Below are 14,201 nucleotides of genomic sequence, written 5' to 3' on the forward strand. Positions count from 1 at the left end.
TACGAGCTCCTTCCTGCCCAGGCCGCTCCATGCAGACTTCCTACCCCCGTCAAGACATCAAGGTGTTGCTACTGGAGGGTGTCAGCGCCAGTGCGGTCGAGAGCTTTCATCGCGCCGGCTACAGTCAGGTCGAGCTGCATGCGAAATCGCTGCCCGAGGCCGAGCTCAAGCAGCGCATCGCCGATGCCCATATCGTCGGTATCCGCTCGCGCACGCAACTCAGTGAAGACGTCTTGGCGCAGGCCAAACGCTTGATTGCGGTGGGCTGCTTCTGCATCGGTACCAACCAGGTGGATCTGACCGCTGCGCGAAAGCTCGGCGTGCCGGTGTTCAATGCGCCCTACTCCAACACGCGCAGCGTGGCCGAGCTGGTGATCGCCGAGGCGATCATGCTGTTGCGCGGCATCCCGCAGAAGAACGCGCTGTGCCATCGCGGTGGCTGGACGAAATCCGCCGCCGGCAGCTTCGAGACGCGCGACAAGGTGCTCGGCATCGTCGGTTACGGCCACATCGGCACCCAGGTCGGCGTGCTGGCCGAGAGCCTCGGCATGCGGGTGATCTTCCACGACATCGAAACCAAGCTTTCACTGGGCAATGCGCGTGCGGTTTCGAGTCTGGACGAGTTGCTGGAACGCGCCGACGTGGTCACCCTGCATGTGCCGGAAACTCCCGCCACGCAGCTGATGATCAGGCGCGAACAACTGGCGAAGATGCGCGCCGGCGCGATGCTGATCAATGCCTCGCGCGGCAGCGTGGTGGATATCGATGCGCTGGCGGCGGCACTGCGCGACGGCCATCTGGCCGGTGCCGCGGTGGATGTCTTTCCGCTCGAACCGAAGGGCAACGACGACGCCTTCGTCTCACCGCTGATCGGCATGGACAACGTTATCCTCACCCCGCACATTGGCGGCAGCACGCTGGAGGCGCAGGACAACATCGGCATCGAGGTCGCCAGCAAGCTGATCCGTTACAGCGACAACGGCTCGACCCTGTCGGCGGTGAACTTCCCCGAAGTCACCTTGCCCGAACACCCGCACAGTCGCCGCCTGCTGCATATCCATCGAAATGTGCCGGGCATGCTGTCGCGCATCAACGAACTGTTTTCCGCGGGCAACATCAACATCGATGCGCAGTTCCTGCAGACCGATGCCGAGGTGGGTTACGTGGTGATCGACGTCACCGCCGACGTGACGCAAGCCACGACACTGAAGGAAAAGCTGGCGGCGATTCCAGGCACCTTGCGCACCCGCGTGCTTTACTGAGGCACACGCTGTGAAGCCTGTGCGCTGCCGATATCGGCAGCGCACAGTCAATCACGCTGGCGTTGACGATCGCCGGGGTTTGCCGCTAGTCGCTGCGGTCTTTTTCGCAGGCTCTCTCTTCGCCGCAGCCGGTTTGGCTGCACCGTTGCCCTTGCGCGAAGCGGTGGTGCCGCCGGCCAGATGACGCTTTTCAATCCGATGCTCTTCGTGGAATGCATCGGCATAAGCCTTCAGTTCGGCCCGCAACTTCACGCCGATGCCCGGCTGGCGATCGATGTGCTGCAACATCCGCTGCATCAGGTCATAGTCGTGATAATCGCGATACGGCTTCAGGTCCAGGTCTGCCGGCACCTTGGTCAGGCGCTCGTCACCGATCGACTTCACGTACTTCTGCATGAAACGGTCGTAGGCCGCCCAGGTGATGCGCTCGGCATTGACCGCCGCCTCTTCCGCGCGGGTGGCAATCTGATGGGCATGCAGGTAGTGCAGGCCCAACTGATCGATCAGCGTTTTCTCCACCTCTTCGTGCAGGATCAGGAACCGGTCCACACCGATGGTGCGGCCACGAAAGATGAAGCTTTCCGGAAGATGACGATCGATGTAGATGGTCTTGCCATCCTTGCTGTAGCCGGCGAGGTAGGGGATGTCGTGATCGCGATCGAGGTTCTTGACGCGGCGCAGGATCGCGTCCAGCGCACGATCCAGCATCAACGCCGACACATACCAGTCCGGCGCCTTCAGCTTTATGTGGGGTGCATTCGGGTGACAGCAGTTGGACGGCATACGCAACCTCCGGGTCGGGGAATCCGGATACAGCCTAGCGTGCCATCGGCCGCCGCGTCGCGTGCGCATAAACGACAACGGCGCCCTGGGCGCCGTCACGTGATCCTTGCGAATTGGTCGGGGCGGCCGGATTTGAACCGACGACCCTCTGCCCCCCAGGCAGATGCGCTACCAGGCTGCGCTACGCCCCGACTGTTCGGCAAGTTGCTTAGTTTAGCAGCTCACCGGGCCATGCCGGAAGCCACCAAAGGATAAGTGCGCTCAGCGACGCAGCAGCGTCAGTACTTCTTCCAGTTCCATCCGTACCTGACGGACGATCTGGTGCGACATGCTTGCTTCCATCCGTGCCTGCGGCCCCTCGAGCCGTGCGCGGGCACCGGTGATGGTGAAGCCCTCGTCGTACAGCAGCGAACGGATCTGCCGGATCATCAGCACGTCATGGCGCTGGTAATAACGGCGGTTGCCGCGGCGCTTGACCGGATTGAGCGCAGGAAACTCCTGCTCCCAGTAACGCAACACGTGAGGCTTCACACCGCAAAGCTCGCCCACTTCACCAATGGTGAAATAGCGCTTGGCCGGAATGGCGGGCAGTTCGGTGTTATTCCCTTGGTCCAGCATAGCCCTCGACTCTCACCTTGAGTTTTTGTCCTGGTCGGAACGTCACCACACGGCGTGCCGAGATTGGAATCTCCTCGCCGGTTTTCGGGTTACGCCCTGGTCGCTGGTTCTTCAGCCGCAGGTCGAAATTTCCGAAACCGGACAACTTCACCTGCTCACCGTTTTCCAGCGCTCCCCGGACCACCTCGAAATAGGCGTCCACGAATTCCTTCGCTTCACGCTTGTTGAGGCCCACGTCGAGGAAAAGCCGCTCGGCCATTTCCGCCTTGGTCAGCGCCATCTCATCCTCGCAGCTTTGCCTTGCATGATTGCTCCAACGCAGCTATCGCTTCTCGTACGCAACGGTCCGCGTCGTCGTCAGTAAGGGTGCGTGAAGCGTCCTGTAAAATCAAGCCCATAGCGAGACTTTTTCGGCCCGATTCGACCCCTTTGCCACTGTAACGGTCGAACAGGCAGAGTTCTTTGAGCCGTTCGCCCAGACTGCCGCGGACAGTTTGCTCAATCTGTGACCAGCTGATCTCTTCCGGCAGATCCATCGCAATGTCCCGGCGTACCGCAGGAAATCGCGGAACCGGCTGTGCCTTCGGCAGGCGACGCGCCAGCAGCGGCTCCAGCGCCAGCTCCAGCACGTGCACATCAGCGCCCAGATCCAGCGCCTTGGCCAGCTGCGGGTGCAGTGCGCCGAGGTAACCGACGGTTTCGCCGTCGCGCGCAACCCGCGCGCCGCGGCCTGGATGCAGCCAGCCCGGCAGGCCATCGGCGTGCACCGACCAGCGCTGCGGCTCGCCACCCCAGGCGATCAGGGCATCCAGATCGCCCTTGAGGTCATGGAAATCCAGCGGACGGGACACTTCGCCCCATTGTTCAGCACGCGCGCTACCGCAGGCGACCATCGCCACGCTTGGGGTCTCCACGGGAGGATTGCCTTGCTCGAATACCCGCGCCACTTCAAACAGCCGGACGCGCTCCTGCTGGCGTGCCCGATTGTGTCGCAGCGCCTCGATCAGGCCAGGCAGCAACGACGGCCTCATCACGGCCAGATCGGCTGACAGCGGATTGGCCAGCGGCACCAGTCGCTCGGTGAAGCCCCAGCGCGCCAACAAATCTGCGGCGACGAATGACAGGTTCACCGCTTCGTAGTAACCACGTGCGGCCAGTTGCTCGCGCAGCGCCAGCTCGCCGATGCGGGCCTCAGGCTCGATCGCCAGGGTGAGCGCACCGGTTGGCGTATCCGTGGGGATATTGTCGTAACCGAAGATGCGCGCGACTTCCTCGATCAGGTCCTCTTCGCGCTCGATATCGAAGCGGCTGCTTGGTGCGGTGATCTGCCAGCCGTCGGTTGTCGGCGTCACCTGCATGCCCAGTGCAGTGAAGATGCGCGCTACTTCGGCGTCATCCACCGTTACACCCAACACACGTTTCAGACGTGCGCGACGCAACGTCACCGCAGCTGGCTTCGGCAGGTCGGCAAGATTCTCCGCAACCAGCACCGGGCCGGCCTTGCCGCCGGCAATCGCCAGCAATAGCTCGGTGGCTCGCTCCAGCGCGCGGCGTGGCAACTCAGGATCGACGCCGCGCTCGAAGCGGTGCGAGGCATCGGTGTGCATGCCGAGCTTGCGCGCGCGGCCCATGATCGCGGCCGGCGCGAAATGTGCCGACTCCAGGAAAATGTTGTGCGTGGCGTCCGTGACACGCGAATCAAAACCGCCCATCACGCCCGCCACCGCCAGCGCCTTGTGTTCGTCGGCAATCAGTACGAAACCCGGATCGAGTTTCGCCTCGCTGCCGTCCAGCAGCTTCAAGGTCTCGCCAGCAATCGCATGGCGCACGACGATGTCGCCCTGCAGCGCGTCGTTGTCGAACGCGTGCAGTGGCTGGCCAAGTTCCAGCATCACGTAGTTGGTGATGTCGACCACGGCGCTGATCGGGCGCAGACCCGCGCGGCGCAAGCGCTCGGCCAGCCACCGCGGGGAGTGCGCGGATGGATCGATGCCTTCGACGATGCGGCCCAGATAACGAGGCGCGTCCTTGCCGGCTTCGAGTCGGATGCCGCGGCGTGCATCGCTGGTTACGGCTGCTGCGACCTGTGCCGGTACTTTCACCGCACTGCCGAACAGCGCCGCGACATCATGCGCGAGACCGACCAGACCCAGGCAATCGGGACGGTTCGGCGTGAGCTTCAGCTCGATGCTGGCATCGGGAAGGCCCAGATAATCGGCCAACGATTGGCCCACCGGCGCATCCAGCGGCAACTCAAGCAGGCCGGATGCATCGGCATCGATGCCCAGCTCCTTGGCCGAACAGAGCATGCCGAACGACTCCACGCCACGCAGCTTGGCGGCCTTGATCGACATGCCATCCGGCAGGCTGGCGCCCACCATGGCCAGCGGCACCTTGATGCCGACGCGCGCATTCGGCGCGCCACAGACGATCTGCAGCAGCTCGCCCTGCCCCGCGTTCACCTTGCACACCTGCAGACGATCGGCTTCGGGATGCTTTTCGGTGGCGACGATCTCGGCCACCACCACACCAGCCAGGCCTTCGCCCAGCACGGTCAGTTCTTCCACTTCCAGCCCGGCCATGGTCAATGCGTGAGCCAGTGCGGCGCGGTCGGCCTTGATCTCGACCAGCTCGCGCAGCCAGTTCTCGGAGAATTTCATCGTGTCGTTTCCTAACGGCGATCTATATACGAGGAATCAGGCGAACTGCTTGAGGAAGCGCAGGTCGTTCTCGAAGAACGCGCGCAGATCGGACACGCCGTAACGCAGCATCGCGAAGCGCTCCACGCCGAGGCCAAAGGCAAAACCGGTATAACGCTCCGGATCGATGCCGCAGTTCGCCAATACGTTCGGATGCACCATGCCGCAGCCCAGCACTTCCAGCCAGCGCGTCGAGCCCTCTTCCGCATCCCAGCGGATATCCACCTCAGCCGAGGGCTCGGTAAAGGGGAAATAGCTGGGCCGGAAACGCATCTCGAAATCGCGCTCGAAGAACGCGCGGATGAATTCGGCCAAGGTACCCTTCAGGTCGGCAAAGCTGGAGGTCTCGTCGACCAGCAGGCCTTCGATCTGATGGAACATCGGCGAATGGGTCTGGTCCGAATCGCTGCGGTAGACCTTGCCCGGCGCGATGATGCGGATCGGCGGCTGGCGGCCTTTCATCGCACGGATCTGCACTGGCGAGGTGTGTGTGCGCAACAGGCGCCCATCGCCAAAGTAGAACGTGTCATGCATCGCACGCGCCGGATGATGCGGCGGGAAGTTCAATGCCTCGAAGTTGTGCCAGTCGTCCTCGATCTCCGGACCGTCGGCACGCTGGTACCCGAGCCGCGCGAAGATCGCGGAGATACGCTCCAGCGCACGTGTGATCGGATGGATGCCGCCGCGTTCGCCATCGCGTCCTGGCAGGCTGATGTCGAGCTTCTCGGAAGCCAGCCGGCGATCCAGCTCGGCCTGCTCCAGCACCCGCTTGCGCACCGCCAGGGCGTCGGCGAGGCGATCCTTGACCCGGTTCACCTCGGCACCACGCGCCTTGCGCTCATCCGGCGCCAGCGCACCGAGCGCCTTCAAAGCGGCGGTGACAATGCCGCTCTTGCCCAGCAGGCCGACGCGCAGCGCGTCGAGTGCCTCCAGCGTGTCGACCTTGTCGATTTCGGCCAGCGCCTGCGCGGCGCGGCTGTCCAGATCATCCATCGATGCGATTCCGGCTTGAGGATCCACAGAAACGAAAACGGGGAGGAGACCATGGCCTCCTCCCCGCTTGCTTTACATCATATCGTGCTGACGCAGAAGCGTCCGACGATCAAGCGGCCAGACTGGCCTTTGCTTTCTCGGCGATCACTTCAAACGCCTTGATGTCGTGCACGGCGATATCAGCCAGCACCTTGCGGTCGACCGTGATCCCGGCCTTGCTCAGGCCATTGATCAGGCGGCTGTAGGACAGACCGAACATGCGCGCAGCAGCATTGATACGGACGATCCACAGGGCGCGGAACTGACGCTTGCGCTGCTTGCGGCCGATGTAGGCGTACTGACCAGCCTTGATGACGGCCTGGTTGGCAACGCGGAAGACCTTGCGACGGGCGTTGTAATAGCCCTTGGCACGACCGATAACTTTCTTGTGACGACGACGGGCGGTAACGCCACGCTTTACACGAGCCATGGTTTATCTCCTCGTCTTACAAGTACGGCAACATGCGCGCTACACCCTTGGTGTCGCACGCCTTCAGATGATTCGGTGCACGCAGACCGCGCTTACGCTTGGTCGACTTCTTGGTCAGGATGTGTGACTTGAAGGCGTGGCCGCACTTGATTTTGCCCGACGCGGTCTTGCGAAAACGCTTCGCCGCCGCCCGGTTGGTCTTAATCTTGGGCATGGGAATGCTCCTTGTATGGGGTGCGTCCTGTAACAGGGCGGCCCCGGTTTCTGACTGATCTGGCGGTGATCCCATCCTCGATTGAGTCTGGACCACTCTTTCCGTCCTGCCGCGATCGGTTCACGACCCTTCCTGCGGGTCGAACCGGCGATTATACGGATTAAGTCTGCCGGATGCCAGCGGTGCGGCATCGGCATGAAAACGGCGACCCATGGGTCGCCGTTTGTCTTACTGCTTCTTCTTGGGGCCGATCATCATGACCATCTGGCGCCCTTCGAGCCGCGGGAACGACTCGATCTGGCCGTTCTCGCCGACGTCTTCCTGGATCTTCTTGGCCAGGTTCTGGCCCAGGTCCTGGTGCGACATCTCGCGGCCGCGGAAGCGGATGGTGACCTTGACCTTGTCGCCTTCCTCGAGGAAGCGAAGCATGTTGCGCAGCTTGATCTGGTAGTCGCCCACGTCCGTGACCGGACGAAACTTCACTTCCTTGATCTCGACCTGCTTCTGCTTCTTCTTGGCGGCCTGCGCCTTCTTCTGGGCTTCGAACTTGAACTTGCCGTAATCCATGATGCGGCAGACCGGCGGGTCGCCGTTCGGCTGGATCTCGACCAGATCCATGCCGGCTTCCTGCGCCAGCGCGAGTGCCTCGTCACGGGTCAGGATACCGAGCTGCTCTGCCTCGGCACCAATCACACGAACCCGCGGAACGCGGATTTCCAGGTTACGACGGTTGCCCTTGTTGTCGGTGGTAGCGATACCACGATCCTCCAGAAGAAGTAATGAAACTGACCGATCGGCGCTCAGCGCCGGGTTTCGGTCACCAGTCGCTCAACGAAATCGGCCAGCGGCATGCTGCCCAGATCCTCGCCCGAGCGGGTACGCACGGAAACCGCACCCGTCTCTTTCTCGCGGTCACCGACCACGAGGAGATAAGGCACTTTTTGCATCGTATGCTCGCGGATTTTATAGCCGACTTTCTCGTTGCGCAAATCCGATTGTACCCGGAAACCTTTGTCGACAAGGGTTTGCGTCACTTGGCTGACGTAATCGCCCTGTGCATCGGTGATATTGAGCACCACCGCCTGTATCGGAGCCAGCCAGGGCGGCAGCAGGCCGGCATGGTGCTCGATCAGGATACCGATGAAACGCTCCATCGAGCCCACGATGGCCCGATGCAGCATCACCGGATGCCGTTTCTGCGAGTGTTCATCCACATATTCGGCGCCCAGGCGCTCAGGCATCATGAAATCGACCTGCATGGTGCCGACCTGCCAGGCGCGGCCAATCGAGTCCTTGAGGTGGTACTCGATCTTGGGCGCATAGAATGCGCCCTCACCCGGCAGCTCTTCCCATTCGACGCCGGCCGCGCGCAGCGCACGACGCAGCATCTCCTCGGTGCGATCCCAGAATTCGTCGGAACCGATGCGCTTCTCCGGCCGCAACGCGAGCTTGATCGCCAGGTCGGTGAAGCCGAAGTCGGCATACACCTTCATTGCCTGCAGATGGAACGCGGTGACTTCCGCTTCGACCTGCTCGGGCGTGCAGAAGATGTGGCCATCGTCCTGGGTGAATGCGCGCACACGCATGATGCCGTGCAGTGCGCCGGATGGCTCGTTGCGGTGGCAGCCACCGAATTCACCGTAGCGGATCGGCAGCTCACGGTAGCTGTGCAGGCCGGTATTGAACACCTGCACATGGCCGGGACAGTTCATCGGCTTCAACGCGTAGGTGTGCTTCTCCGACTCGGTGAAGAACATGTTCTCGGCGTAGTTGTCCCAGTGCCCGGACTTCTTCCACAGCGACACGTCCAGCACCATCGGGCAGCGCACTTCCTGGTAGCCGCTGCGCTTGTATACGCCGCGCATGTACTGTTCCACGGCCTGCCAGATCGCCCAACCGTTCGGGTGCCAGAACACCATGCCCGGGCTTTCTTCCTGCTGGTGGAACAGGTCGAGCTGCTTGCCGATCTTGCGATGGTCACGCTTCTCGGCTTCTTCCAGCTGGAGCAGGTAAGCCTTCAAGTCCTTGTCGTTCAACCACGCCGTACCGTAGATGCGGGCCAGCATTGCGTTGTTGGAATCGCCGCGCCAGTACGCGCCCGCCACCTTCATCAGCTTGAACGCGCGCAGCTTGCCGGTGTTCGGCACGTGCGGACCGCGGCACAGATCGGTGAACTCGCCCTGCGAATACAGCGACAACGGCTCGTCGGACGGAATCGACTCGATGATCTCGGCCTTGTAGTTCTCGCCCAGACCGCGGAAGAAAGCCACCGCCTCGTCGCGTGACTTCACACTGCGCGTCACCGGCAGCTGTTCGGCGACGATCTTTTCCATCTCCGCCTCGATCTTCGGCAGATCGTCGGGCGTGAACGGGCGCTCGTAGGCGAAGTCGTAGAAGAAGCCGTTGTCGATCACCGGGCCAATCGTGACCTGCGCACCAGGGTACAGGCGCTGCACGGCCTGCCCCATCAGATGCGCGGTGGAGTGACGCAGGATTTCCAGCGCCTCGGGGCTCTTGTCGGTGACGATCTGCAGGCTGGCGTCGTGCTCGATCGGGAAGCTGGCATCCACCAACTGACCGTCGACCTTGCCGGCCAGTGTTGCCTTGGCCAGACCGGCGCCAATCGAGGCGGCCACGTCCTGCACGGTAACGGGATGATCGAACGGCCGTTTGCTGCCGTCGGGTAGCGTGATCTCAATCATGGGAACCATTCTCTGAAAAGCAAAAAAGGGCATCCGCCCTTCTTCAAATAAAAGCACAAGGCGTCGCGGGTATCAGCGGGAGCAGCTTGTAGTTGCCATGTCGCACACTCGGCCGGCGAAGCGCGGGCCACCTTGGTCTTGTGGATAATGCTGAGACGCTAGTTTAGCTCAAATTGCGTGTCAATCCTCGCCAATCCGGCCATGCGGGTGGACCTTCAGCGATAGAATGAACTGGTCATCCTGAGGATCGTCCATGCGCATTCTGGTTACCGGCACCGCCGGCTTTATCGGCGCGGCCCTGGCGCAGCGCCTGCTGGCACGCGGCGATGTGGTTTACGGCTTCGACAACCACAACAACTACTACGATCCGGCGCTGAAGGAAGCGCGGCTGGTGCGCTTCGCTGTTCACCCGAACTATACCCATCAACGCGCCGATCTGGCTGACGCTGCAGCAGTGGATCACGCGTTCACCACCTTCAAGCCGCAGCGAGTGGTGAATCTCGCTGCGCAGGCCGGCGTACGCTATTCGTTGCAGAATCCGCGCGCCTATGTGCAGAGCAATCTGGTCGGCTTCATCAACATGCTCGAAGCCTGCCGGCACGGCGCCGTCGAGCATCTGGTCTATGCCTCGTCCAGCTCGGTCTACGGCGCCAACCGCAAGCTGCCGTTCACGGTGGAGGATGCGGTCGATCATCCGCTCAGTCTGTACGCCGCCAGCAAGAAGGCAAACGAGCTGATGGCGCATACCTACAGCCATCTGTACGGCCTGCCCACTACGGGCCTGCGCTTCTTCACCGTGTACGGGCCTTGGGGGCGACCGGACATGTCGCCGATCCTGTTCGCTGACCGGATCAGCCGCGGCGAGCCGATCGACGTGTTCAACCACGGCAACCACAGCCGCGACTTCACCTATATCGACGATATCGTCGAAGGCGTGATCCGCGCGCTCGATCATCCTGCCGAACCGGACCAGAACTACAACGCCGAGCTGCCGAACCCCGGCACCTCGAACGCCCCGTATCGCGTCTATAACATCGGTAACGACCAACCGGTGCAGTTGCTGCGCTTCATCGAGCTGCTGGAACAGCACCTCGGCCGCACTGTTGAAAAGCGCTTGCTGCCGATGCAACCAGGTGACGTACCCGACACCTGGGCCGATGTCTCCGCGCTGCGCCGGGATGTCGGCTATGCGCCGAACACCAGCATCGAGCAAGGCGTTGAAAAGTTCGTGGCGTGGTATCGCGAGTACCACGCCACGGATTGATGACGCCGCTGGGGCGCGTCTTCAGAACGGCTTGGCGATCACCAAGTAGATCACGCCGAACAGCACCAGTACCGGCAACTCGTTGAACCAGCGCAAGGCACGTGACGAGGGTAGCGCACTGCCCTTCTCGCTGCGCTTGAGCATGCGCCCGACCCACATGAAATACGCCAGCAGCAAGACCACCAGGGTCAGCTTTGCATCGATCCAGTGCATCGAGGCGGTGACATTCGGCAACGCCTGCGGAAACACTCGCCAGCCCTGCCACAAGGTCAGCCCGAACAGGAACGCGATACCGAACATGCCATGGCCGAACTTGTACAGGCGCCGTCCCATCAGCTGCAACCGCGCCTGCACCGCCGGCTCACTGGCCGATTCGGCCAGATTCACCAGGATCCGCGGCAGATAGAACACCGTGGCCATCCATGCGATGGCGAACAGCAGGTGCAACGACTTGATCAGCAGATAGGCCACGACGGGATCACCAGCAAACGCTGCAATGCGCAGCGATCGCGATGATAGCGCGGGGCTGCCGGCTCACGTCGGCCCTGCGGCACTCAGTCCCTGGTCACACCGATCCGCTCCAGCAGCGCGTGCAGCAAGCGCTCCTGTTGCGCAGTGTCGAGCGGCGCATTGTGGCGATCTGTCAGTTGGAAGAAATCCTCTACGCGCTCGCCGAATGTCGCGATGCGCGCGTCATGCACGCGCACTTCGGTATGCAACATGACCTGCGCCACGGCGGCCAGCAGGCCGGGACGATCGGCGCCGATCAAGGCCAGCTGCGTGCGGTCGCCTGCCGCGTGGAAACTGATCTGGGGGGTCATCTGGAAATGTTTCTGATGACGCGACATGCCGCGCTTGCTCGGCTGCACGCCACTGGATTGCGTCAATGCACGTTGCAACCGCTGCTGCAGTTCTTCCGCGCGGGCGACACTGACCGGCTGCTGGCTGTCCGCATCCAGCAGCAGGAACGTATCCAGTGCCATGCCGGTCGGCGAGCTTAGGATGCGCGATTCCATCACCGAGAAGCGCAGGCGATCCAGCACGGCAGTGACGGTGGCGAACAGGCCGTCGCGATCGGGGGTATAGACAAACAGCTCGGTGCTGCCGCGCACCGACAACGGATGCACGGCAACCAGGGGCACCGAACCTTGCGCGCGCAGAATCGCGGCGGTCTGCCAGGCAATCTGTTCGGGCCGGTGACGCAGGAAGCTGAGTTGCGGGAAGTCCACCCAGACCCGCACGACATCGGCCTCGGCATACCCCTCGTTCATCAATAACGCGAGCGCATATTCGGAACATTCGTGCACGCGCACACCGATGTCCCGCGGCAGCTCCACGTCACTGCGCAAGGCATAGCGGGTGGCGATGCATAGATCCGACAGCAGGCGGTCCTTCCAGCCATTCCACAGTCGCGGACTGGTGCCGATGATGTCGGCAATTGTCAGCAGGTACAGCTGGCCCAGCCGCTCGCGACTGCCGACCTGTTCGGCAAACCGGTGCACCACGTCCGGGTCGGTGATGTCCTGACGTTGCGCGGTGGTACTCATAAGCAGATGCCAGCGCACCAGCCACGCGACCCGCTCGACATCGCCGGGCGGCAGGCCCAGCCGGGTGCAGAAGCTGCGCGCCTCCTCCTCGCCCAGCACCGAGTGATCACCACCGCGGCCCTTGGCGATGTCGTGGAACAGCGCGGCCAGCAGCAGCACCTCCGGCGTGGGCAGTCCAGACCAGATTTCGCAACCCAGCGGAAACTCGCGCTGCGCCACCGGGTCGGCAAACCGCGCCAGGTTGCGCAGCACGCGCAAGGTATGTTCGTCGACCGTGTAAACATGGAACAGGTCGTACTGCATGCGGCCGAATACCTTGCCGAAGGCCGGCAGAATCGCAGCCAACAAGCCGTGCCGGTTCATCCGCCACAAGGCTTCCACCGCTGGCGCCCCGCGCCGTAACAATTGCAGGAAGGCCGCCAGCACGTCGCGATCATCCGCCAGCGCATCACCATGCACGGCGGTCGCCTGGTGAATGCGGCGCATGGTGTCGGCACTGAAGCCGACCACACCCGGCTGATCAAGCCGCGCGATGAAGATCTCCACCAGTGCAGCGGGGCGTTGCATGAACAATTGCGGAGCCCGCGCCGCCAACCGCTTGCCATAGCGCACGAAGTCGCTGCCGACCGGCTCAGCCGAGCCCGGTGGCTCGAGCATTTCCTCGAAACGTTCGGCCACCTGCACCCCAAGCCGCTCGACCTGGCTGGCGGCACGGTAATAACCCTGCATGAACTGCTCGACGCCGAGATTTTTCTCGTGCTCGTCCTCGAACCCCAGCCGCGTGGCCAGCGCGCGCTGATAGTCGAACAGCAGCCGCTCCTCGGGACGGCCAGCCTCCAGATGCAGTGCGTAGCGATAACGGCGCAGCGTGGCTTCGGATTGTTCCAACGCGGCCTGTTCGGCGGGATCGAGCAACCCCTCCGTCACCATGCCGTGCAAGTCGTCCACGTGTGCCAGCCGCCGGGCCATCCAGCGCAACGAATCAAGCGTACGCAGGCCACCCGGCCCGTCCTTGAGGTTCGGCTCAAGGTTGTAAGCAGTGTCGTCGTAACGGGCGTGCCGCGCATCGCGCTCAGCCAGCCGCGCGGCCAGATACTCGCGCGACGGCCATAGCGCCGGATCATCGACGATGGCATGCAGCCGGGCATCCAGTGCCGGATCACCCGCCAGCCGCCGTGCATCCAGCAAACTGGTGAAGACGCTGGCATCCTGCGCCGCCAGCGCACGACATTGGCCGGGATTGCGCACCGCGTGACCGACCTTCAGGCCGACATCCCACAGCGTGGCAAAGAACTGCTCCAGTGCGCGCAGTCGCGCCGGCTCGGGCGTTTCCACCAGCGCCAGCAGGTCCACATCCGAATACGGAAACAGCAGGCCGCGACCGAAACCACCGACTGCGAAGAGCGCCGCCTCGCTGACCTCGCCGAGACAGGCCATCCACACGTGCGCCACCACCCGCTCGACCGACTCGCCGCGCCGCCGTGCGAGCGCACTGGCGTCAGCGCCGTCCCTGAATGCCGTAGCCAGCGCCCGGTCGACGTCGCCCAGCAATTGCCTCAGCGCACGACGCGCCTCCGCGGACACACCCGAGCGTGGCACCGCCACCGGCAGGCGCGGCAGCGGAGACATGCTGGAGCGAGGGGTTTCTAT

Annotated in this window: 13 protein-coding genes and 1 tRNA gene; 2 read left to right on the plus strand and 12 right to left on the minus strand. The window is 63.0% G+C overall.

What is annotated here, in order from left to right; all coding sequences use genetic code 11:
• Positions 1-29: 29 nt before the first annotated feature.
• Positions 30-1,262, plus strand: coding sequence for a phosphoglycerate dehydrogenase (gene serA, locus GSQ75_RS09260; protein WP_158754294.1), 1,233 nt, complete (start codon positions 30-32; stop codon positions 1,260-1,262).
• 51 nt (positions 1,263-1,313) lie between these two features.
• On the opposite strand, the gene GSQ75_RS09265 is transcribed toward serA, so the two are convergent.
• From GSQ75_RS09265 to thrS, 10 genes are all read right to left on the minus strand, one after another.
• Complete coding sequence (locus tag GSQ75_RS09265; protein WP_158754296.1) at positions 1,314-2,045, minus strand: hypothetical protein; 732 nt, start codon at positions 2,043-2,045, stop codon at positions 1,314-1,316.
• 114 nt (positions 2,046-2,159) lie between these two features.
• Positions 2,160-2,236, minus strand: a tRNA-Pro gene (locus GSQ75_RS09270).
• Positions 2,237-2,306: 70 nt separating this feature from the next.
• Positions 2,307-2,663 (minus strand): MerR family transcriptional regulator, encoded by a 357-nt coding sequence (locus tag GSQ75_RS09275; protein ID WP_007804493.1) that lies wholly within the window; start codon positions 2,661-2,663, stop codon positions 2,307-2,309.
• Positions 2,644-2,943, minus strand: coding sequence for an integration host factor subunit alpha (ihfA, locus tag GSQ75_RS09280; protein ID WP_007512071.1), 300 nt, complete (start codon positions 2,941-2,943; stop codon positions 2,644-2,646). Before ihfA ends, GSQ75_RS09275 begins: the two co-directional genes overlap by 20 nt.
• Before the next feature lies 1 nt (position 2,944).
• Positions 2,945-5,323 carry a phenylalanine--tRNA ligase subunit beta gene (gene pheT / locus GSQ75_RS09285; RefSeq protein ID WP_158754297.1) on the minus strand — a complete coding sequence of 793 codons (2,379 nt, stop codon included), beginning with the start codon at positions 5,321-5,323 and terminating at the stop codon, positions 2,945-2,947.
• Positions 5,324-5,359: 36 nt separating this feature from the next.
• Positions 5,360-6,355, minus strand: coding sequence for a phenylalanine--tRNA ligase subunit alpha (gene pheS, locus GSQ75_RS09290; protein ID WP_158754299.1), 996 nt, complete (start codon positions 6,353-6,355; stop codon positions 5,360-5,362).
• 109 nt (positions 6,356-6,464) lie between these two features.
• Positions 6,465-6,824, minus strand: a complete 360-nt coding sequence (gene rplT / locus GSQ75_RS09295) for a 50S ribosomal protein L20 (RefSeq protein ID WP_072757645.1) — start codon at positions 6,822-6,824, stop codon at positions 6,465-6,467.
• Positions 6,825-6,840: 16 nt separating this feature from the next.
• Positions 6,841-7,038, minus strand: coding sequence for a 50S ribosomal protein L35 (rpmI, locus tag GSQ75_RS09300; RefSeq protein WP_077445148.1), 198 nt, complete (start codon positions 7,036-7,038; stop codon positions 6,841-6,843).
• 228 nt (positions 7,039-7,266) lie between these two features.
• Complete coding sequence (gene infC, locus GSQ75_RS09305; protein WP_083743671.1) at positions 7,267-7,809, minus strand: translation initiation factor IF-3; 543 nt, start codon at positions 7,807-7,809, stop codon at positions 7,267-7,269.
• 29 nt (positions 7,810-7,838) lie between these two features.
• The gene (gene thrS / locus GSQ75_RS09310) at positions 7,839-9,740 is read right to left on the minus strand and encodes a threonine--tRNA ligase (protein WP_158754301.1); all 1,902 of its coding nucleotides are present in this window, start codon (positions 9,738-9,740) and stop codon (positions 7,839-7,841) included.
• Positions 9,741-9,993: 253 nt separating this feature from the next.
• Here thrS and GSQ75_RS09315 point away from each other — a divergent pair, with 253 nt between their 5' ends.
• Positions 9,994-11,004, plus strand: coding sequence for an NAD-dependent epimerase (locus GSQ75_RS09315; protein WP_158754303.1), 1,011 nt, complete (start codon positions 9,994-9,996; stop codon positions 11,002-11,004).
• Positions 11,005-11,025: 21 nt separating this feature from the next.
• Here the strand turns inward: GSQ75_RS09315 and GSQ75_RS09320 are convergent, their stop codons facing one another.
• Both GSQ75_RS09320 and glnD read right to left on the minus strand, forming a co-directional pair.
• Positions 11,026-11,475: a CopD family protein gene (locus GSQ75_RS09320; protein ID WP_158754305.1), complete on the minus strand. Its 450-nt coding sequence runs from the start codon at positions 11,473-11,475 to the stop codon at positions 11,026-11,028.
• A gap of 83 nt (positions 11,476-11,558) precedes the next feature.
• Positions 11,559-14,180 (minus strand): [protein-PII] uridylyltransferase, encoded by a 2,622-nt coding sequence (gene glnD, locus GSQ75_RS09325; protein ID WP_158754307.1) that lies wholly within the window; start codon positions 14,178-14,180, stop codon positions 11,559-11,561.
• Positions 14,181-14,201 lie beyond the last annotated feature (21 nt).

Origin of the sequence: Dyella sp. S184, assembly GCF_009766065.1 — a bacterium.
Taxonomy (GTDB): domain Bacteria; phylum Pseudomonadota; class Gammaproteobacteria; order Xanthomonadales; family Rhodanobacteraceae; genus Rhodanobacter.

Coding starts and splice junctions, on each gene's coding strand:
- ihfA (WP_007512071.1), bottom strand. CDS start 2,943: ATGGCGCTGACCAAGGCGGAAATGGCCGAGCGGCTTTTCCTCGACGTG.
- rplT (WP_072757645.1), bottom strand. CDS start 6,824: ATGGCTCGTGTAAAGCGTGGCGTTACCGCCCGTCGTCGTCACAAGAAA.
- rpmI (WP_077445148.1), bottom strand. CDS start 7,038: ATGCCCAAGATTAAGACCAACCGGGCGGCGGCGAAGCGTTTTCGCAAG.
- GSQ75_RS09275 (WP_007804493.1), bottom strand. CDS start 2,663: ATGCTGGACCAAGGGAATAACACCGAACTGCCCGCCATTCCGGCCAAG.
- GSQ75_RS09315 (WP_158754303.1), top strand. CDS start 9,994: ATGCGCATTCTGGTTACCGGCACCGCCGGCTTTATCGGCGCGGCCCTG.
- serA (WP_158754294.1), top strand. CDS start 30: ATGCAGACTTCCTACCCCCGTCAAGACATCAAGGTGTTGCTACTGGAG.
- glnD (WP_158754307.1), bottom strand. CDS start 14,180: ATGTCTCCGCTGCCGCGCCTGCCGGTGGCGGTGCCACGCTCGGGTGTG.
- pheT (WP_158754297.1), bottom strand. CDS start 5,323: ATGAAATTCTCCGAGAACTGGCTGCGCGAGCTGGTCGAGATCAAGGCC.
- pheS (WP_158754299.1), bottom strand. CDS start 6,355: ATGGATGATCTGGACAGCCGCGCCGCGCAGGCGCTGGCCGAAATCGAC.
- thrS (WP_158754301.1), bottom strand. CDS start 9,740: ATGATTGAGATCACGCTACCCGACGGCAGCAAACGGCCGTTCGATCAT.
- GSQ75_RS09265 (WP_158754296.1), bottom strand. CDS start 2,045: ATGCCGTCCAACTGCTGTCACCCGAATGCACCCCACATAAAGCTGAAG.